This is a genomic window from Nonomuraea sp. NPDC059194 (assembly GCF_042754765.1).
GTDB lineage: Bacteria > Actinomycetota > Actinomycetes > Streptosporangiales > Streptosporangiaceae > Nonomuraea.
In genome coordinates this window covers 159,730-178,790 of the sequence record NZ_JBHZBH010000002.1, presented here as the reverse complement: position 1 = coordinate 178,790, position 19,061 = coordinate 159,730, and the positions used below count along the sequence as shown (strand labels likewise).

Here is a 19,061-nt window from a genome sequence, read left to right as displayed (position 1 = left end):
GTATGGGCACCTTCGGTAGCCGAGCGACTGGGGGTTTACCCCAGAACGCCGCGAGGTGTGGTTACGGACAGTGACGGTAAAGCTGTGGACGCCTAAGGTCAAGCTGATTGGAAAAAAGATGCCGAATCCGGTCCGGGAGGGTCCGCCTCAAACGTCACTGTTGTCCCGTAGGTAACCCTACTTCGTCACTGATTGCCGAGAGCCCACAGGCTGTCGGGTCAGAACCAGGACAGGACGCGGCGCCGCCCTTATGATCTTGACCGAGGTGTCGCCGAGGAAGACCCGCCGCAGGGGTCCCGATTCGCTGGAGGCAAGGATGATCAGCTCGCCGTCCAGCCAGTCCGTCTCGCCCAGGGCCAGGGCGACGTTCCTGCCCTCCAGCGTCTCGACCGCCACGTCCGGCAGCCGGCCCGAGGCCGCCTTCTCGAGGTCGGTCATGGCCTGCGCGCGCAGGCCCTCCAGCATCCGCTGCTCGATCTTGGCCCGGCCCGCGCCGACGACCAGCGTCACCAGGCGCAGCGGTACGGCCAGCTCGGTGGCCGCCGTCGTCGCGATGGTGAGCGCCGCGTCGCAGCCAGGAGTGCGCCGGTACGCCACGGTCAGCCGGTCGATCCGTCCCGGCATCCGCTCGGCGTAGCCCTTGGGCGTCAGCAGCACCGGCACGGGAGAGGCGTGCAGCAGCTGGTCGGCCGTGCTGCCGAGGGAGATGTGCCCCTTGGCTCCTCGCGGGCCCGAGCCGATCACCACGACGTCGGCGCCGCAGGAGCGCGCCACCTCCACCAGTCCGCGCCCGCTGCCCCTGTGGGAGTGGGTGACATAGTCGGCCCGCTCGCCCAGTCGCTGCCGGGCCTGCTCGAAGCCCGTCTCGGCCTGCTCCTTGAGGTAGGCGCGCCAGGCGCTCTCGTCGGCTTTGCCGGGGCCGGGCGAGCCCCATGGCGGGGGCTGGATGGTGGCGACCGTCAGACGCGCGTCCGCCTGCACGGCCAGCAGTTCGGCCAGCGCCAGGCCGTCGTGGCCGCGCGAATCGGGCAGGAACCCGGCCAGGACGTGATCGAGGTTCATCGGACGCTCCCGGTGTTGAGCCGCGAATGGCTGTAGCCGTACAGGAAGTAGGCCAGCAGGCCCACGGCCATCCACAGCAGGAACGCCACCCACGTGACCCACGCCAGCTCGTACATGAGGTACAGGCAGAAGATCACGCCGAGGACCGGCGTGACGGGGAACAGCGGCGTGTGGAAGCTACGCGGCAGGTCGGGCCGGGTACGGCGGAGCACCAGCACCCCGACGTTGACGATGGCGAAGGCGAACAGGGTGCCGATGCTGGTCGCCTCGGCCAGTTGCCCGAGCTTCACGAACCCGGCCAGGACGCTGACGAACAGGCAGACGATGAGCGTGTTGGCCATGGGCACCTGGCGGCGCGGGTTGACCTTCTGGAAGATCTTGGGGATCAGCCCGTCGCGTGACATCGCGAACAGGATGCGGGTCTGGCCGTACAGCACGGTGATGACGACGCTGGCGATCGCGATGACCGCGCCGAAGGAGACGATGAGCCCCGGCCAGGTGGCGCCGGTGGCCAGGTCGACGATGAGCGCCAGGCTGGCCTCGGTGCTTTCGGGGTCGAAGTCGGTCCACGGCATGGCGCCGATCGCGGCCATGGCGACCGCGACGTAGATCACCGTCACGATGGCCAGCGACAGGATGATCGCCAGCGGCAGGTCCCGCTTGGGGTTCTTGGCCTCCTCGCCCGCGGTGGAGGCGGCGTCGAAGCCGATGTAGGAGAAGAACACCTGGGAGGCCGCGGCGGTGATGCCGGCGACGCCCATCGGGGCGAACGGGGCGAAGTTCCCCGAGTTGAAGGCGGTGAAGGCGACCACGCAGAAGAAGGCCAGCACCGCGACCTTGATGTAGACGAAGATCATGTTCGCCGTGGCCGACTCGGAGGTGCCGCGCAGCAGCAGCCAGGTGGCCAGCACGACGATCAGGATGGCCGTGACATTGACCACACCGCCCTGGTCGCCGGGGGAGTGGGTGATCGCGGCGGGCAGCGTCCAGCCGAAGGCGCCTTCGAGGAAGGTGTTGAGGTACTCGCCCCATCCCACGGCCACGGCCGCGACCGAGACCGCGTACTCCAGCATCAGGCACCAGCCGCACACCCACGCCACGATCTCGCCGAGGGTGGCGTAGGCGTAGGAGTAGGACGAGCCCGACACCGGGATGGTCCCGGCCAGCTCGGCGTAGGACAGGGCCGAGAACAGCGCCGTGACGGCGGCCAGCACGAAGGCCAGCACCACCGCGGGCCCTGCCTTCGGGACCGCCTGGCCGAGGATGACGAAGATCCCCGTGCCCAGCGTGGCGCCGACGCTGAACAGCGTCAGCTGCCAGAGGGACATGGTGCGGCGCAGGTCGCCGCCCTCTCCATGCCCGCCCTCCGCCACGATCTGCTCGGTGGGCTTGGTGCGGAACAGCCGCTCGGCCAGCGCCACGGGCCCCTCCCTACAACGTGCTGGACAGCGGCCAGGTGGCGTTGGGCGTGATGATCGTGCCCGCCTTGCCGTCCAGGATCTCCAAGGCTTGGTCCAGCTTCCCGATCGCGGCCATGTCGCCCGTGGTCTCCACGAACCTGCAGACCGCCTCCACCTTCGGGCCCATGGACCCGGCGGGAAAGTCGATCGAACGCAGCTCGTGCGGCGTGGTGTGGCCGATCTCGGTCTGCTGGGGGGTGCCGAAGTCGCGCATGACGCGCGGGACGTCGGTCAGGATGAGGAAGGCGTCGCACTCCAGGGCCTCGGCGAGCAGCGAGCCCGTCAGATCCTTGTCGATGACGGCCTCGACGCCCGTCAGGCGGCCGTTCTCGTCGCGGATGACGGGCACGCCGCCGCCGCCCGCGCAGACGACGGTGACGCCGTCGCGCACCAGCTTGCGGATCAGCCGGGTCTCGACCACGCGCTGCGGCTTGGGCGAGGGCACCACCCGGCGCCAGTACTGGCCGTCGGGCTTGACGGTCCAGCCGTACTCCGCGGCCAGCTTCTCCGCCTCCGCCTGCTCGTAGACCTGGCCGACGAACTTGGTCGGGTCGGAGAAGGCGGGGTCGACGGCGGAGACGAGGGTCTGGGTGACGAGCGCGATCACCTGGCGGCCCGGCAGGCCGTTCTGCAGCGCCTGCAGCATCCAGTAGCCGATCATGCCCTGCGTCTCGGCGCCCAGCGCGTCGAACGGGTAGGGCCTGGTCAGGTTGGAGTCGTTGGCGCTCTCCATCGCCAGCACGCCCACCTGCGGGCCGTTGCCGTGCGTGATGATCAGCTCGTGCCGCTCGGCGACCTTGGCGAGCGTCCTGACGGCCACGGCGACGTTGGCCTGCTGCGTGTGGGCATCGGGCCGCTCGCCGCGCCGCATGAGCGCGTTCCCCCCGAAGGCCACCAAGACTCGCATGTCAGCTCCCCAGGGTGGCGAAGTGTGCAGGTGCCTTGATGGTGTACGCCCCGGGGGCGGTGATGGCAGGCATGTCAGCTCCCCAAGGTGGCCACCATGATGGCCTTGATGGTGTGCAGGCGGTTCTCGGCCTGGTCGAAGACGATCGAGCGGGGCGACTCGAAGACGCTCTCGGTGATCTCCAGCGCATCGAGTCCCGTCTTCTCGTAGATGTCCTCGCCGATCCTGGTCTCCCTGTTGTGGAAGGCGGGCAGGCAGTGCATCACCTTGACGCCGTCGTTGCCCGTCGCCGCCACCACCTCGTCGTTGATCTGGTACGGCCGCAGCAGCCTGATCCGCTCGTCCCAGACCTCCTTCGGCTCGCCCATCGAGACCCACACGTCCGTGTAGAGGTAGTCGACGTCCTTGACGCCCTGGTCGACGTCGTCGGTGATCGTCACCGTCGCGCCGGTCTGCTTGGCCAGGTCGGTGGCGGGCTTGACGACCATGTCGGCGTCCGGCTGCAGCGACCTGGGCGCCACGAGGCGCACGTCCATGCCGAACATCGCCCCCGTCACCAGCAGCGAGTTGCCCATGTTGTTGCGGGCGTCGCCGAGGTAGGCGAAGGAGATCTCGCGCAGCGGCTTGTCGCTGTGCTCCCGCATGGTGAGCATGTCGGCGAGCATCTGGGTGGGGTGCCACTCGTCGGTCAGGCCGTTCCAGACGGGGACGCCCGCGTAGGCGGCCAGCTCCTCGACGTACTCCTGCTTGGAGCCCCGGTACTCGATGCCGTCGAACATCCTGCCCAGGACGCGGGCGGTGTCCTTGACCGACTCCTTGTGGCCCATCTGCGAGCCGGACGGGTCGAGGTAGGTGACGTGCCCGCCCTGGTCGTGCGTGGCGACCTCGAAGGCGCAGCGGGTGCGGGTCGAGGTCTTCTCGAAGATCAGCGCGATGTTCTTGCCCCTGAGCCGCTGCCGTTCGGTTCCGGCGTACTTGGCCCGCTTGAGCTCGGCGGCGAGGGTGAGCAGGAAGGCGAACTCCGCGGGAGTGAAGTCGAGCTCCTTGAGGAAGTTGCGGTTGCGCAGGTTGAAGCCCATGGTCAGATGCCCTCCCGTTCGAGCGGGCAGCTCATGCAGCGCGGCCCGCCCCTGCCGCGGCCCAACTCGCTGCCGCGGATGGTGATGACCTCGATGCCGTTGTCGCGCAGATAGTTGTTGGTGGTGGTGTTGCGCTCGTAGGCGACGACCACACCCGGCTCGATGGCCAGCACGTTGCACCCGTCGTCCCACTGCTCGCGCTCGGCGGCGTAGACGTCCTGGGTGGCGGTGAGGACCTTGATGTCGTCGAGGTCGAGCGCCCTGGCGATGGCCTTGTGCATGTCCTCGGCCGGGTGGTCGGTGACCTTGAGTTCCTTCTCGTTGTCGCCGGGCTCGATCGTGTAGGAGGGCAGCATGCCCAGGCCCGCGTACTTGGTGAACACGCCCACGTCGACGTTGGTCATGACCGTGTCGAGGTGCATGAACGCCCGCGCCTTCGGCATGTTCAGCGCGACGATCTTCTTGGCCGCGCCCTTGGCGAACAGGTTGCGGGCGAGCATCTCGACGGCCTGCGGCTGGGTGCGCTCGCTCATCCCGATGAGCACCGCCCCCCGCCCGATGACCAGCACGTCGCCGCCCTCCATGGTGGCGGGCGCGACCTTGGTGCCCGGCATCCACACCTGGAACCTGTCCGCCTCGGACGCGAACATCGGATGGTAGGCGTAGACGGCCTCGAAGTTGATCGTCTCGGCCTGCCTGGCCTTCTTGCGCATCGCGTTGATCGACACCCCGTTGTAGATCCAGCAGGAGGTGTCGCGGGTGAACAGGTGGTTGGGCAGCGGGGGCAGGACGAAGTCGTTGCCGTCGAGCGCGTGGAAGGCGACGCTCTTGGGGTCGGCCCCGCGCTCCATGATCTCGCTCTTGGTGATGCCGCCGGTCAGGAACTGCTGCAGGTCCCTGGACGCCATCGCGTCGAGCGTGTTGCGGATGGCGTCGGTGGCCAGCGGCCCGTGCCAGCGCTCGTCGACGACGTGGTCGAGGATGTGCTTGCGCGCCTCGGGGATGTCGAGCGTCTCGCGCAGGAGGTCGGCCAGCATGTGGACCTTGATGCCCCGGTCGCGCAGCGTCTGCTGCCACTCCTCGTGCTCCTCCACCGCGCGCTGCACCCACAGCACGTCGTCGAAGAGGAAGTCGTCCTTGTTCGTCGGGGTGAGCCGCTTCAGCGCCAGTTCGGGCTTGTGGAGCAGGACCTGGGAGAGCCTGCCCACCTCGGAATCGACATGAAAGGTCATACCTAGGTTCCTTCCTAGACTTTCGGCCCGTACTCGCCGCGCCTGGATTTCACCCAGATGTAGACGGGCACCCCCACCAGGAGCATCAGCGTGCCGCCGAGCACGGCCTCGGCGCCCGAGCCGTACGCCATCCAGAACGCGAACACCAGCGCGACGACGGTGATGACCAGGTCGCGGGCCAGGCGTCCCCTGCGCACCTCGCGCTCGCCCGTCACCAGCCAGAACAGCTGGGCGCACGCGGAGAAGAAGTACGGGATGACGGTGGTGAAGGAGGCCAGCAGCACGATCGTGTTGAAGGCGTTCTTCGACGAGTAGGCCACCAGCAGCATGAGCGAGGTCAGGATGCTGCCGACGAGGATGCCGACGACGGGCGCGCCGCGCGGCGACTCCCTGGCGAAGAAGTCGGGGAACATCCCGTCCTGGGCCGCGGCCTTGGGCATCTCGGCGACCAGCATGGTCCACCCGTTGAGCGCGCCGATGCCGGAGACTATGGCGCAGGCGGCCATGGCGACCCCGCCCGCCGAGCCGCCGAACATGTTGTTGATCGCGTCGGCGAACGGGGCCGACGACTCCGTCAGCCTGGCGTACGGCACGGTGCCCATGACCGCCACCGTGCTCAGCATGTAGAGCACGGCGCAGGCGAGCACGCCGATGACGCTGGCCCGCCCGATGTTGCGGACCGGGTCCTTGACCTTCTCGGCGGCGATGGAGACGCTCTCCACACCCGAGTAGATGAACAGGGCCACCGCGCCCGCCAGGGAGACGGCGGCGACGAGGTTGCCGCCGGTGGCGTTGAAGGGGCCGAAGTTGGCGCCCTGGACGAAGAACAGGCCGACGACCGCCACGAACAGCAGCGGCGCGAACTTCAGGACGGTGGTGACGACCTGGAAGGCGGCCATGTTCCTGGCGCCCCTCAGGTTGACCGCCGCCGGGATCCAGACCCCCACCAGCGCGATGACGATCGCGGCGGCGGTGGCGCCCCAGTCGAGGCCGAAGAGCTCGCGGACGAAGTGCTGGACGTAGCCGACCCACGCGACCGCGATCGCCGCGTTGCCGATCCACGCGGTCAGCCAGAACGACCAGGCGTTCCAGAAGCCGGCGAACTCGCCGAAGGCGTCGCGCGCGTAGGCGTAGGGCCCTCCGGCCGCGGGGATGCGCGCGCCCAGCCTGCCGAAGACCATCGCCATCGCGATGGCGCCGACGGTCACCGCGCCCATCGCCACGATGCTGACGGTGCCGAAGGCGGCCAGGGAGGCGGGCAGCAGGAAGATTCCGGTGCCGACCACGTTCCCGATCACCAGGGCGATGGCCGCGCCGAGGCCGAGGCTGCGTCCCGGTCCCTCGGTGACACCGGCGCGCGCGGACTCGACCGTGCCGAGGCCGCTGTCCGCCGGCTCCCGCGGTCCTCCCATGGCGCCCCCCGACGCGGAAATCCCCCGATGTCATATGACGTCGGGTGACCTCCCCTCCGGGGAGCCCCCTAAAACGCCCAGCTCAGGGCCGTGGAGCGGGTCCCGGCCCCGGCCTCGGGGGCGCCGCAGGTCGCCCGGCAGGAGCAGGACGGCGGCTCAGGCGCGGGTCGCCGGGCAGGGGCAGGACGACGGCTCAGGTGCGCGGGTTGCCTGACACGAGCAGGACGACCGCGAAGACGGCCAGGCAGACCGCGATGAGGGCGACGGGCCAGGCATCCCGGCGCCCCTCGATGCGCTCGGCGGTCACCCGGCCACGACCGTGCTCGGAGAAGCCACGCGCCAGCGCGGGCTCCTCTGTGGCGAACTGACGCGCGATGGCGTCGAGGATCTGGCGTTCGCGTGCCGACAGGGCCATGCCGGGACCTCCCGAGAAAGACTTGGAGGAGGTTTTATCTCTTTTGTCCGGATTTGCCAAATCGTTCAACCGTGCTTGAGCGCCTCCGCGCCCCCGACGATCTCCTGCGCGCGCATGATCTTTGCGGTCGACTTGACGGCCCTGATGCGCTGACGGATCCGGCGAAGCCGAGCCTCCAACGTGACCCGCCGGCTACAACGTGTGAAAGACCACACCGGCTCCAGGGCCACCCCCGCACGTCGTAGCTGGTGGCGCTGGTATTGTGGCTGCGACCCAACACCCTTTTAAGCCCCGTCCTGTGAGGCGGGAAAGGTGGTGAGCTACACCCATGTCCGAACCCAGGGCCGTTCTCGAAGGCCCGGACATCCACCGGGCGCTGACCCGCATCGCGCACGAGATCCTCGAGCGCACCAAGGGCGCCGACGGCGTCGTCCTCCTCGGCATCCCGACCCGCGGCGCCACTCTCGCCGGCCGGCTCGCCGAGCGCATCGAGCAGTTCGAAGACGTGAAGGTTCCCGTCGGCTCGATCGACATCACCATGTACCGCGACGACCTCAGGCTGCGGCCCGCGCGCCCGCTCGGCCGTACCGACCTGCCCGCCGACGGCATCGACGGCAAGGTCGTCGTCCTGGTCGACGACGTGCTCTTCTCCGGCCGTTCGGTCCGCGCCGCGCTCGACGCGCTCAACGACCTCGGCAGGCCCACGGCCGTGCAGCTGGCCATCCTGGTCGACAGGGGCCACCGCGAGCTGCCCATCAGGGCCGACTACGTGGGCAAGAACCTTCCGACCGCCAAGAGCGAGAAGGTCAAGGTCTACCTGGAGGAGACCGACGGGCGCGACGCAGTGGAGTTGATCAAGTGAACAGGCACCTCATCTCGGCGGCCGACCTGACCAAGGACGACGCGCTGCTCATCCTCGACACCGCCGAGGAGCTGGCCCGCGTCTCGGACCGCGCCATCAAGAAGCTCCCGACGCTGCGCGGCCGTACGGTGGTCAACCTCTTCTTCGAAGACTCCACCCGCACCCGCATCTCCTTCGAGGCCGCGGCCAAGCGCCTGTCTGCCGACGTCATCAACTTCTCCGCCAAGGGCTCCAGCGTCTCCAAGGGCGAGTCGCTCAAGGACACCGCGCTGACCCTGGAGGCGATGGGCGCCGACGCCGTCGTCATCCGCCACGGCGCCTCAGGCGCGCCCCACCGCCTGGCCAACTGGGTGCGCGGCAGCGTCGTCAACGCCGGCGACGGCACCCACGAGCACCCCACGCAGGCGCTGCTCGACGCCTTCTCGATGCGCCGCCGCCTCGGCTCGCTCGAAGGGCGCAAGGTCACCATCGTCGGCGACGTCCTGCACAGCCGCGTCGCCCGCTCCAACGTGCTTCTGCTGGCCACGCTCGGCGCCGACGTGACCCTGGTCGCGCCGCCGACGCTGGTGCCGGTCTCCGTCGGCACCTGGCCGTGCGAGGTCTCCTACGACCTCGACGCCGTCCTGCCCAAGTCCGACGTCGTCATGATGCTGCGCGTGCAGAAGGAGCGGATGAACGCCGCCTACTTCCCCAGCGAGCGTGAATACTCCCGCCGCTACGGGCTCGACCGCGACAGGTTCGCCAAGATGCCCGACGAGGCGATCGTCATGCACCCCGGGCCGATGAACAGGGGCATGGAGATCGCGGCCGAGGTGGCCGACTCGCCGCGCTCGACGATCGTCGAGCAGGTCGCCAACGGCGTGACCATCCGCATGGCCGTCCTGTACCTGCTGCTCGGGGGAGAGATCTGATGCTGATCAAGAACGTACGGATCCTCGGCGGCGACCCCGTCGACATCACGGTGGTCAACGGCCTCATCGCGGAGATCGCCCCCGCGGGCACCGCGGACGGCGACGCCCCCGCGGTGGTCGACGGGCGGGGCGCGATCGCGCTGCCCGGCCTGGTCGACCTGCACACCCACCTGCGCGAGCCCGGCCGCGAAGACGCCGAGACCGTCCACACCGGCACCCAGTCGGCCGCCCGCGGCGGCTACACCGCCGTGCACGCCATGGCCAACACCATGCCCGTCGCCGACACCGCGGGCGTCGTCGAGCAGGTGTGGCGGCTCGGCCAGGAGTTCGGCCTCTGCGACGTGCAGCCGGTCGGCGCCGTCACCGTCGGCCTGGAGGGCAGGCAACTGGCCGAGCTCGGCGCGATGGCCGACTCCGCCGCCCGCGTGCGCGTCTTCTCCGACGACGGCAAGTGCGTCGACGACGCCGTGCTGATGCGCAGGGCCCTGGAGTACGTCAAGGCCTTCGACGGCGTCGTCGCCCAGCACGCCCAGGAGCCCAAGCTCACCAAGGACGCCCAGATGAACGAGGGCGTCATCTCCGGCAGGCTCGGCCTGGCCGGCTGGCCCGCGGTGGCCGAGGAGGCGATCATCGCCCGCGACTGCCTGCTGGCCGCGCACGTCGGCTCGCGCCTGCACGTCTGCCACGTCTCCACGGCGGGCTCGGTCGAGATCATCCGCTGGGCCAAGTCCAAGGGCTGGAACGTCACCGCCGAGGTGACCCCCCACCACCTGCTGCTCACCGACGACCTCGTCGAGCAGTCGCCCAACGGCTCCTACAACCCCATCTACAAGGTCAACCCGCCGCTGCGCACCCGCGCCGACGTCGAGGCGCTCAGAAACGCCCTGGCCGACGGCACGATCGACGTCGTGGCCACCGACCACGCGCCGCACCCGGTCGAGGACAAGGAGACCGAGTGGGCCGCGGCGGCCATGGGCATGGTCGGGCTCGAGACCGCGCTCAGCGTCGTCCAGGAGGCCATGGTCGACACCGGCCTGCTCGACTGGGCGGGCGTGGCCGAGCGCATGTCGGTCACCCCGGCGCGCATCGGCCGCCTGTCCGGCCACGGCCGGGCGCTGGAGGTCGGCGCCCCCGCCAATATCGTGCTGTACGACCCCTCCGCCCGCGCCGAGGTGGACCCCTCCGCCTTCGCCTCCAAGAGCCGCAACACCCCCTACGAGGGCATGACCCTCCCCGGCCGGGTGCTGGCGACGTTCCTGCGCGGCAAGCCCACCGTTCTCGAAGGGAAGCTCGCTTGAGTAACGACGCCGTCCTTGTGCTGGAAGACGGTCGTGTCTTCCACGGGCGCACCTATGGTGCGCAGGGCGAGACGTTCGGTGAGATGGTCTTCAACACCGGCATGACCGGCTACCAGGAGACCCTCACCGACCCGTCCTACCACCGCCAGATCGTCGCGATGACCGCCCCGCACATCGGCAACACGGGCGTCAACGACGAGGACCCCGAGTCCTCGCGCGTCTGGGTCGCCGGATACGTCGTGCGCGAGCCCTCCCGCGTGGTCTCCAACTGGCGGGCCAACCGCTCCCTCGACGACTACCTCAAGGAGCAGGGCGTCGTCGGCATCGCGATCACCGGCACCCGCGCGCTGACCCGCCACCTGCGCGAGCGCGGCGCCATGCGCGCGGGCATCTTCACCACCCCCGCCGAGCCGGTGGAGGCCCTCGTCGAGCGCGTACGGCAGCAGCCCCGCATGGAGGGCGCCGACCTGGCCGCCGAGGTGGCCACGGCCGAGCCGTACGTCGTCGAGGCGGTCGGCGACAAGCGCTTCACCGTCGCGGCCGTCGACCTCGGCATCAAGGGCATGACCCCGCACCGCATGGCCGAGCGCGGCTGCGAGGTGCACGTCCTGCCCGCCACCGCGACCTTCGAGGACATCCAGGCCATCGCCCCCGACGGCGTCTTCTTCTCCAACGGCCCCGGCGACCCCGCCACGGCCGACGTGACGACGCTGAAGAGGGTGCTGGAGGCGGGCATCCCGTTCTTCGGCATCTGCTTCGGCAACCAGCTGTTCGGCAGGGCGCTGGGCCTTTCGACCTACAAGCTCCGCTACGGCCACCGCGGCGTCAACCAGCCGGTTCAGGACGTGCGCACCGGCAAGGTGGAGATCTCGGCGCACAACCACGGCTTCGCCGTACAGGCTCCGCTGGACGAGCCGTTCGACACGCCGTACGGCCGCGCCGAGGTCAGCCACGTCAACCTCAACGACCGCTGCGTGGAGGGCCTGCGCCTGCTCGACGGGCGCGCCTTCAGCGTGCAGTACCACCCCGAGGCCGCCGCGGGCCCCCACGACGCCGCCTACCTTTTCGACGAGTTCTGTGAGGTCATGAGCCGTGCCCAAGCGTGAGGACATCAGGTCGATCCTGGTCATCGGCTCGGGACCGATCGTCATCGGGCAGGCGTGCGAGTTCGACTACTCGGGCACCCAGGCCTGCCGCGTGCTGCGGGCAGAGGGCTTCAGGGTGATCCTGGTCAACAGCAACCCTGCCACGATCATGACCGACCCGGAGTTCGCCGACGCCACCTACGTCGAGCCGATCACCCCCGAGTACGTCGAGAAGATCATCGCCAAGGAGCGGCCCGACGCGCTGCTGCCCACCCTGGGCGGGCAGACCGCGCTCAACACCGCGGTTGCCCTGCACGAGGCGGGCGTCCTGGAGCGCTACGCGGTCGAGCTGATCGGCGCCGACTTCGACGCCATCCAGGCGGGCGAGAACCGTGAGCGGTTCAAGGAGATCGTCGCCAAGGTCGCCCGCGAGCACGGCCTCAACGCCGAGTCCGCCAAGTCGATCATCTGCCACGCCTTGGACGAGTGCGTGGCCGCGGCGGGCGAGCTCGGCTATCCGCTGGTCGTGCGCCCCTCCTTCACGATGGGCGGCGTCGGCTCCGGCTTCGCCTACGACGAGAGCGACCTGCGCCGCATCGCCGGCGCCGGCCTCGACGCCAGCCCGACCACCGAGGTGCTCCTGGAGGAGTCGATCCTCGGCTGGAAGGAGTACGAGCTGGAGGTCATGCGCGACAAGGCCGACAACGTCGTCATCGTCTGCTCCATCGAGAACATCGACCCGATGGGCGTGCACACCGGCGACAGCGTCACCGTGGCCCCCGCGCTGACCCTGACCGACCGTGAATACCAGAACATGCGCGACGTCGCGATCGCGGTCATCCGCGAGGTCGGCGTCGACACCGGCGGCTGCAACATCCAGTTCGCGGTCAACCCGGGCACCGGCCGCATGATCGTCATCGAGATGAACCCGCGCGTGTCGCGCTCGTCGGCCCTGGCCTCCAAGGCGACGGGCTTCCCGATCGCCAAGATCGCGGCGAAGCTGGCGATCGGCTACACGCTCGACGAGATCCCGAACGACATCACCAAGGAGACCCCCGCCTCCTTCGAGCCGACCCTCGACTACATCGTGGTCAAGGTGCCGAGGTTCGCCTTCGAGAAGTTCCGGGGCGCCGATCAGACGCTCACCACCCACATGAAGTCGGTGGGCGAGGCCATGGCGATCGGCCGCTCCTTCCCCGAGGCGCTGCAGAAGGCGCTGCGCTCGCTGGAGAAGAAGAGCTCGTCCTTCTCATGGGCCGGTCACATCGCGCCCAAGCAGGAGCTGCTCGACGACTGCCGCACGCCCCACGACGGCAGGCTGCGCACCATGCAGCAGGCGATCAGGGCGGGCGCCACGGCCGAGGAGCTGTTCGAGGCCACCAACGTCGACCCGTGGTTCATCGACCAGCTGATGCTGCTGGACGAGGAGGCCCGCGCGCTCGGCGAGGCCGCCGAGCTCACGCGGGAGGCGCTGGAGCGGGCCAAGCACCACGGCTTCTCCGACGCGCAGATCGGCGAGATCCGCGGCATGAGCGAGTCGCGGGTGCGCGACCTGCGCCACGCGCTCGGCCTGCGCCCGGTCTACAACACCGTCGACACCTGCGCGGCCGAGTTCGCCGCCAGGACGCCCTACCTCTACTCGACCTACGACGAGGAGAGCGAGGTCCCGTACGGCGAGCGGCCCAAGGTCCTCATCCTCGGCAGCGGTCCCAACCGCATCGGCCAGGGCATCGAGTTCGACTACGCGTGCGTGCACGCCTCCTTCGAGCTGTCCAGGGCCGGGTTCGAGACCGTCATGGTCAACTGCAACCCCGAGACCGTCTCGACCGACTACGACACCTCCGACCGGCTCTACTTCGAGCCGCTCACGCTGGAGGACGTCCTCGAGGTCGTCCACGCCGAGCAGCAGACCGGCCCGGTGGCCGGCGTCATCGTCCAGCTCGGCGGCCAGACGCCGCTGGGCCTGGCGCAGGCGCTGAAGGACGCGGGCGTGCCCGTCGTCGGCACCTCACCCGAGTCCATCCACCTGGCGGAGGAGCGCGGCGCGTTCGGCCGCGTGCTGGCCGAGGCGGGCCTGCCGGCGCCCAAGCACGGCACCGCGCTGACCGTCGCCGAGGCGCTGGGCATCGCCGAGGAGATCGGCTACCCGGTCCTCGTCCGCCCCTCCTACGTCCTGGGCGGCGCGGGCATGGCCATCGTCTACGACGACGAGACGCTCGGCACCTACATGGCGGCCCAGGAGGGCGGCCACCCCGTGCTGATCGACAAGTTCCTCGACGAGGCCATCGAGATCGACGTCGACGCGCTGTTCGACGGCGAGGAGCTCTACCTCGGCGGCGTCATGGAGCACATCGAGGAGGCCGGGATCCACTCGGGCGACTCGGCCTGCGCGCTGCCGCCCATCACGCTCGGCGGCAACGACATCAAGCGCATCCGCGCCGCCACCGAGGGCATCGCCAGGCGCGTGGGGGTTCGCGGCCTGCTCAACGTGCAGTACGCGATGTCGGCCGGCGTCCTGTACGTCCTGGAGGCCAACCCGCGGGCCAGCCGTACCGTGCCGTTCGTCTCCAAGGCGACGGCGGTGCCGCTGGCCAAGGCGGCGGCCCGCGTCATGATGGGCGCCACGATCGCCGAGCTGCGGGCCGAGGGCATGCTGCCCGAGTCGGGTGACGGCGGCACGCTGCCGCTGGACGCCTCCATCGCGGTGAAGGAGGCGGTGCTGCCGTTCAACCGCTTCCGCGGCGTCGACATCGTGCTCGGCCCCGAGATGCGCTCGACCGGCGAGGTCATGGGCATCGACGAGTTCTTCGGCATCGCCTACGCCAAGTCGCAGGCCGGAGCGTACGGCGAGCTGCCCACCAAGGGCCGCGCGTTCGTCTCCGTCGCCAACAGGGACAAGCGCTCGATGATCTTCCCGGTGCGCGCCCTCGCCGACCTCGGCTTCGAGATTCTCGCCACGGAGGGCACCGCCGAGGTGCTGCGCCGTAACGGAGTCCATGCCAAGATCGTGCGAAAGCAGAGCGAGGGAACGGGACCCGACGGTGAGCCGACGATCGTGCAGCGCATCCTGGGCGGTGAGGTGGACCTGATCGTCAACACGCCGTTCGGCAGCCCTGGCCAGTCGGGGCCGCGCCTCGACGGCTACGACATCCGCACCGCCGCCGTGCTGCGCGGCATCCCGTGCATCACGACGGTTCAGGGACTCGCCGCGGCCGCCGCGGGCATCCAGGCCATCGTGCGGGGCGATGTGGGCGTACGGTCCCTTCAGGAGCACGCACGAGCCCTGCGGGGGTGATCAGGTCTGGCCGGGACTCCGGTGCAGGTGACTGGCACGGTGCTGACCACGCGCCGGGTCGACGCCTACCATGCGCTGACCGTGGTGGCGCCCGGGGTCGCCGAGCGGTTCCGGCCAGGCCACTTCGTCTCGGTCGCCGTCGGGGGGTCGCGCACCTCGATGGTGACCAGGCGCGCCCTGTCCATCCATGACGTCAGGCCCGACTACGGCGGCACCGTCGAGCTCGTCTTCACCGCCTCGGGCCCCGGCACGTCGTGGCTGGCCGAGCGGCGCGCCCGCGACACGCTCGACCTGGTGGGGCCGCTGGGGCGGCCGTTCCCGCTGCCCCGCGACCCCGCCGTGTGCGTGCTGGTCGGCGACGAGTACGGCGCGGCCCCGCTGTTCCCGCTGGCCGACGCGCTGATGGAGCGCGGCTGCCGCATCGACTTCGTGCTCGGCGCGGCCTCGGCCGACCGGGTGTTCGGCGCGATGCGGGCCCGCAGGATGTCGGAGACGACCACGCTCACCACCGAGGACGGCTCGCTGGGGCTGCGCGGCAAGGTGACCGACGTGCTGCCCTCCGTCATCGCCGACACGCGCGCCGACGCCATCTACGCCTGCGGGCCGATGGAGACGCTGCGCCAGGTCACCGCGGTGGCCATCGAGTTCGACATCCCCGTCCAGGTGGCGGTGGAGGAGGCCATGGCCTGCGGCGTCGGGATCTGCATGACGTGCGTGCTGCCGGTCATCGGCGACGACGGCGTGACCAGGATGGTGCGCGCCTGCGCGGAGGGTCCGGTGTTCAGGGGGGAACAAGTGCGGTTCGAGGACGTCGGAACGATCCCGTTCGACGCGCTCGGCGCCCCCGGCGGTGGAGCGCGACATGTCGGTTGACATGCGGACCTTCCTGGCCCACGTCGAGCTCGCCAACCCCATCACGACCGCCGCCGGCTGCGCGGGCTCGGGGCGGGAGCTGGCCCAGTTCTTCGACCTGCACCGCCTCGGCGCGCTGGTCACCCGGTCGATCACGATGGCGCCGAGGGCGGGCAGGCCGACCCCGCGCATGGCCGAGACGCCCTCGGGCATGCTCAACGCCGTCGGCCTGCAGGGGCCGGGCATCGACGCCTTCCTGGAGCGCGAGCTGCCGTGGCTGGCCCAGCGCGGCATCAGGACCGTCGTGTCGATCGGCGGCGGCACGGTCGCCGAGTACGCGGCGCTGGCCCGCAGGCTCACCGACGCGCCTGGCGTGACCGCGATCGAGGTCAACCTCGCCTGCCCCAACATCGAGGACCGCGGGCGGGTGTTCGCCCGCGACGGCGGCGCGGCGGCCGAGGTGATCGCCTCGGTGCGCTCGGTCATGCGCTACGACGTGCCGGTGGTCGCCAAGCTGTCGCCCGACGTGGCCGACGTCGTCGCGGTCGCCCGCGCGTGCGTCGACGCGGGGGCCGACGCGCTCTCCATGATCAACAATCCGCTCGGCATGAGCATCGACATCGACGCGCTCAAGCCGTCGCTCGCCGCGGGCACCGGCGGGCTGTCGGGCCCGGCGATCCTGCCGCTGGCCGTACGGTGCGTGTGGCAGGTCCACGCCGCCATCCCCGGCGTGCCCATCGTCGGCGTCGGCGGCGTGATGAGCGGTCACGACGCCCTCCAGCTCGTCCTCGCAGGGGCCTGCGCGGTCGGGGTGGGCACGGCGCTGTTCCACGACCCCTACGCCTGCCTGCGCATCGAGCGCGAGCTCGAGGAGCTGTTGCAGGCCAGGGGCTTCCAACGCCTGGCCGACGCCGTCGGCCTGGCACACCGGCCACCGGGCAGCGCCGCCAGGCACCTGCTCGTCGACTCCGAGGAGAGTTCCCCGTGACGCCCGCACCCATCGCCGTCGCCCTGGACGCACCTGACCTGGAGACCGCGGCCCGCTGGGCGTCGCTGGTGACCCCGCACGTGAGCACCGTCAAGGTGGGTCTGGAGCTCTATCTGCGCTACGGGCCCGACGTGATCGCCTCCGTGCAGGGCGCCAGCGGCGTGAAGGTCTTCCTCGACCTGAAGCTCCATGACATCCCGAACACCGTGGCCGGGGCCACGAGGGCCGTGGCGCGCCTGCGGCCCGCCATCCTGACCGTGCACGCCGCCGGGGGCCCCGCGATGATCCAGGCGGCCGTAGAGGCCGCTCCGCACACCGAGATCGCGGCGGTGACCGTACTCACCTCGCTGTCGGCCGCCGATCTGGCCGCGATCGGGATCGCGGGCACGCCCGAGGACGCGGTGCGGCGGCTGTCGGTGATGGCGGTGGAGGCGGGCGCGAAGGCACTGGTGTGCTCGCCGCACGAGGTGGCCGGCGTGCGGGCGGCCGTGGGGCCGGGCATCACGCTGATCACCCCCGGGGTGCGGCCCGAGGGGGCCGCCACGCAGGACCAGGCGCGGGTGGCCACGCCGGAGCAGGCGCTGGCCGACGGCGCGGACCTGCTCGTCATCGGCCGCCCGATCACGGGCTCGCCAGACCCGGGCGCGACCGCGGCGTCCATCGCCGCGTCGCTGCGCCGCTCATGATCATCTCTCGGTACGGCACGCGGGGTCAAGCCCACCGTTGATCGCGGGTGGCCGCCCGTCCTTCACGCATGCTCCAGCGGGACTCCGGCGGGGCCTGAAACGTCGCCCCAGGGTCTCATTTCCGGCAGCCCCTTCGGCCCCGCCTGTCACACCCGTTTCGCGGCCTCGGGGGACGGAAACGCTCTCGCGTGATCGGTTCGCGGTGTCCGGAACCCTTGTGGCGCCGCCGGATCCGTGCTTCGGCCGCCCGAAAACCGGGACCTGCGAGGCCGGTTTCTGTGATCATGATCGCATTCCCGCCAACTCGGTTGACGAACGCCGGAAAGCGCGAAGTGAGGGCATTTTGATCAGCAGAGCGTAGCGTATTGACCACGCAGAGTGAAGAAGTGGATTTTATGGTGAGAGAAACGGCGCTTGACGTTGCTAACGACGCCTTGACCAGCTAGTTTCCCATCCCGTCCGAGTACATCGACAGAAATTCGAGGTGACCCGGCGTGGCTCTTCCTCCCCTGACCCCCGAGCAGCGCGCCGCAGCCCTTGAGAAGGCTGCCAAGGCCCGTAAAGAGCGTGCCGAGGTCAAGAACCGACTCAAGCACGGCGCAATTTCTCTGGCAGAGGTGCTCAAGGATGGGCAGACCGACGACGTCATCGGCAAGATGAAGGTGTCGGCGCTGTTGGAGTCGCTCCCCGGCGTGGGCAAGGTCCGCGCCAAGCAGCTGATGGAGCGGCACGCTATTGCCGAGTCCCGCCGCGTGCGGGGTCTCGGCGCGAACCAGAGGGCTGCCCTCGAGCGCGAGTTCGGTGGCAACGAGGGCTAACCTCGGTACCACATGAAGGCGCAGGTTCGACGGGGGTAACGAAGTGACCGACAGGTCCTGGTCCGATGGTGAAGACACGGATCACGGTGGTTTCGCTCCCCCTGGTGGCAGCGCGCACCAGCACGGTGCCACCAGACGGTTGACGGTCCTGTCGGGGCCGTCAGGCGTCGGCAAGTCCACGGTCGTCGCCGAGCTCCGGCGGGCACACCCCGAGGTGTGGCTGTCGGTCTCGGTGACCACCAGGAAGCCCCGCCCCGGCGAGACCCACGGCGTGGAGTACTTCTTCGCCGACAACGACGAGTTCGACAGGCTCATCGAGTCGGGCGAGCTGCTGGAGTGGGCCGAGTTCGCCGGCAACAAGTACGGCACGCCGCGGCAGGCCGTACTCGACAAGCTCGCGAGCGGGGTGCCCACGGTGCTGGAGATCGACCTCCAGGGCGCCAGGCAGGTGCGCGAGAGCATGCCGGAGGCGCTGCTGGTCTTCCTGGCCCCCCCGACCTGGGAGGAGCTGGAAAAGCGCCTGCGAGGGCGCGGCACCGAACCCGAGGACGTCATCGCCCGCCGCCTGGAGGCCGGACGCATCGAGATGGCGGCCGAGAAAGAGTTCGATACCACGCTCGTCAACACGAACGTCCAGGACGTATGCCACAGGCTGATAGCCTTGATGACCGCATAGCATTCCGACGAGAGGTCTGACAA

17 protein-coding genes are annotated in these 19,061 nt (G+C 70.0%); 10 read left to right on the top strand and 7 right to left on the bottom strand.

Annotated elements, in window-relative coordinates:
- Positions 1–177 precede the first annotated feature (177 nt).
- The 7 genes from ACFXJ8_RS03520 to ACFXJ8_RS03490 all read right to left on the bottom strand — a co-directional run bounded on the left by ACFXJ8_RS03520 (position 178) and on the right by ACFXJ8_RS03490 (position 7,567).
- Positions 178–1,062, bottom strand: coding sequence for a universal stress protein (locus ACFXJ8_RS03520; RefSeq protein WP_379642207.1), 885 nt, complete (start codon positions 1,060–1,062; stop codon positions 178–180).
- A complete protein-coding gene (locus tag ACFXJ8_RS03515) occupies positions 1,059–2,483 on the bottom strand; it encodes an amino acid permease (RefSeq protein ID WP_379642206.1) in 1,425 nt (474 codons plus the stop codon). Before ACFXJ8_RS03515 ends, ACFXJ8_RS03520 begins: the two co-directional genes overlap by 4 nt.
- Before the next feature lie 10 nt (positions 2,484–2,493).
- Positions 2,494–3,429 carry a carbamate kinase gene (gene arcC / locus ACFXJ8_RS03510; RefSeq protein WP_379642205.1) on the bottom strand — a complete coding sequence of 312 codons (936 nt, stop codon included), beginning with the start codon at positions 3,427–3,429 and terminating at the stop codon, positions 2,494–2,496.
- A 74-nt stretch (positions 3,430–3,503) separates the two neighbouring features.
- On the bottom strand, positions 3,504–4,508 hold the full coding sequence (argF, locus tag ACFXJ8_RS03505) for an ornithine carbamoyltransferase (protein WP_379642204.1): 1,005 nt from the start codon (positions 4,506–4,508) through the stop codon (positions 3,504–3,506).
- Between the two features lie 2 nt (positions 4,509–4,510).
- On the bottom strand, positions 4,511–5,740 hold the full coding sequence (locus ACFXJ8_RS03500; RefSeq protein WP_379642203.1) for an arginine deiminase: 1,230 nt from the start codon (positions 5,738–5,740) through the stop codon (positions 4,511–4,513).
- A gap of 14 nt (positions 5,741–5,754) precedes the next feature.
- On the bottom strand, positions 5,755–7,152 hold the full coding sequence (locus ACFXJ8_RS03495; protein ID WP_379642202.1) for an amino acid permease: 1,398 nt from the start codon (positions 7,150–7,152) through the stop codon (positions 5,755–5,757).
- Positions 7,153–7,345: 193 nt separating this feature from the next.
- Positions 7,346–7,567 (bottom strand): DUF3040 domain-containing protein, encoded by a 222-nt coding sequence (locus ACFXJ8_RS03490; protein WP_379642201.1) that lies wholly within the window; start codon positions 7,565–7,567, stop codon positions 7,346–7,348.
- Positions 7,568–7,895: 328 nt separating this feature from the next.
- On the opposite strand from ACFXJ8_RS03490, the gene pyrR reads away from it, so the two are divergent.
- The 10 genes from pyrR to gmk all read left to right on the top strand — a co-directional run bounded on the left by pyrR (position 7,896) and on the right by gmk (position 19,038).
- Positions 7,896–8,429 carry a bifunctional pyr operon transcriptional regulator/uracil phosphoribosyltransferase PyrR gene (gene pyrR / locus ACFXJ8_RS03485; protein WP_379642200.1) on the top strand — a complete coding sequence of 178 codons (534 nt, stop codon included), beginning with the start codon at positions 7,896–7,898 and terminating at the stop codon, positions 8,427–8,429.
- Positions 8,426–9,340 carry an aspartate carbamoyltransferase catalytic subunit gene (locus tag ACFXJ8_RS03480; protein WP_379642199.1) on the top strand — a complete coding sequence of 305 codons (915 nt, stop codon included), beginning with the start codon at positions 8,426–8,428 and terminating at the stop codon, positions 9,338–9,340. The genes pyrR and ACFXJ8_RS03480 overlap by 4 nt, the downstream gene beginning before the upstream one ends.
- Positions 9,340–10,638 carry a dihydroorotase gene (locus ACFXJ8_RS03475; RefSeq protein WP_379642198.1) on the top strand — a complete coding sequence of 433 codons (1,299 nt, stop codon included), beginning with the start codon at positions 9,340–9,342 and terminating at the stop codon, positions 10,636–10,638. Before ACFXJ8_RS03480 ends, ACFXJ8_RS03475 begins: the two co-directional genes overlap by 1 nt.
- Positions 10,635–11,744: a glutamine-hydrolyzing carbamoyl-phosphate synthase small subunit gene (gene carA, locus ACFXJ8_RS03470; protein ID WP_379642197.1), complete on the top strand. Its 1,110-nt coding sequence runs from the start codon at positions 10,635–10,637 to the stop codon at positions 11,742–11,744. The genes ACFXJ8_RS03475 and carA overlap by 4 nt, the downstream gene beginning before the upstream one ends.
- Complete coding sequence (gene carB / locus ACFXJ8_RS03465) at positions 11,731–15,018, top strand: carbamoyl-phosphate synthase large subunit (RefSeq protein WP_379642196.1); 3,288 nt, start codon at positions 11,731–11,733, stop codon at positions 15,016–15,018. Before carA ends, carB begins: the two co-directional genes overlap by 14 nt.
- Before the next feature lie 6 nt (positions 15,019–15,024).
- The gene (locus tag ACFXJ8_RS03460) at positions 15,025–15,891 is read left to right on the top strand and encodes a dihydroorotate dehydrogenase electron transfer subunit (protein WP_379642553.1); all 867 of its coding nucleotides are present in this window, start codon (positions 15,025–15,027) and stop codon (positions 15,889–15,891) included.
- Positions 15,881–16,858, top strand: coding sequence for a dihydroorotate dehydrogenase (locus tag ACFXJ8_RS03455; RefSeq protein ID WP_379642195.1), 978 nt, complete (start codon positions 15,881–15,883; stop codon positions 16,856–16,858). The genes ACFXJ8_RS03460 and ACFXJ8_RS03455 overlap by 11 nt, the downstream gene beginning before the upstream one ends.
- On the top strand, positions 16,855–17,544 hold the full coding sequence (gene pyrF / locus ACFXJ8_RS03450; protein WP_379642194.1) for an orotidine-5'-phosphate decarboxylase: 690 nt from the start codon (positions 16,855–16,857) through the stop codon (positions 17,542–17,544). Before ACFXJ8_RS03455 ends, pyrF begins: the two co-directional genes overlap by 4 nt.
- A gap of 494 nt (positions 17,545–18,038) precedes the next feature.
- Positions 18,039–18,362 carry an integration host factor, actinobacterial type gene (mihF, locus tag ACFXJ8_RS03445; protein ID WP_379642193.1) on the top strand — a complete coding sequence of 108 codons (324 nt, stop codon included), beginning with the start codon at positions 18,039–18,041 and terminating at the stop codon, positions 18,360–18,362.
- A gap of 139 nt (positions 18,363–18,501) precedes the next feature.
- Positions 18,502–19,038 carry a guanylate kinase gene (gene gmk / locus ACFXJ8_RS03440; protein WP_379642192.1) on the top strand — a complete coding sequence of 179 codons (537 nt, stop codon included), beginning with the start codon at positions 18,502–18,504 and terminating at the stop codon, positions 19,036–19,038.
- Positions 19,039–19,061: the final 23 nt, after the last annotated feature.

Coding starts and splice junctions, on each gene's coding strand:
- ACFXJ8_RS03520 (WP_379642207.1), bottom strand. CDS start 1,062: ATGAACCTCGATCACGTCCTGGCCGGGTTCCTGCCCGATTCGCGCGGC.
- arcC (WP_379642205.1), bottom strand. CDS start 3,429: ATGCGAGTCTTGGTGGCCTTCGGGGGGAACGCGCTCATGCGGCGCGGC.
- argF (WP_379642204.1), bottom strand. CDS start 4,508: ATGGGCTTCAACCTGCGCAACCGCAACTTCCTCAAGGAGCTCGACTTC.
- ACFXJ8_RS03500 (WP_379642203.1), bottom strand. CDS start 5,740: ATGACCTTTCATGTCGATTCCGAGGTGGGCAGGCTCTCCCAGGTCCTG.
- ACFXJ8_RS03495 (WP_379642202.1), bottom strand. CDS start 7,152: ATGGGAGGACCGCGGGAGCCGGCGGACAGCGGCCTCGGCACGGTCGAG.
- ACFXJ8_RS03490 (WP_379642201.1), bottom strand. CDS start 7,567: ATGGCCCTGTCGGCACGCGAACGCCAGATCCTCGACGCCATCGCGCGT.
- pyrR (WP_379642200.1), top strand. CDS start 7,896: ATGTCCGAACCCAGGGCCGTTCTCGAAGGCCCGGACATCCACCGGGCG.
- ACFXJ8_RS03475 (WP_379642198.1), top strand. CDS start 9,340: ATGCTGATCAAGAACGTACGGATCCTCGGCGGCGACCCCGTCGACATC.
- ACFXJ8_RS03455 (WP_379642195.1), top strand. CDS start 15,881: ATGTCGGTTGACATGCGGACCTTCCTGGCCCACGTCGAGCTCGCCAAC.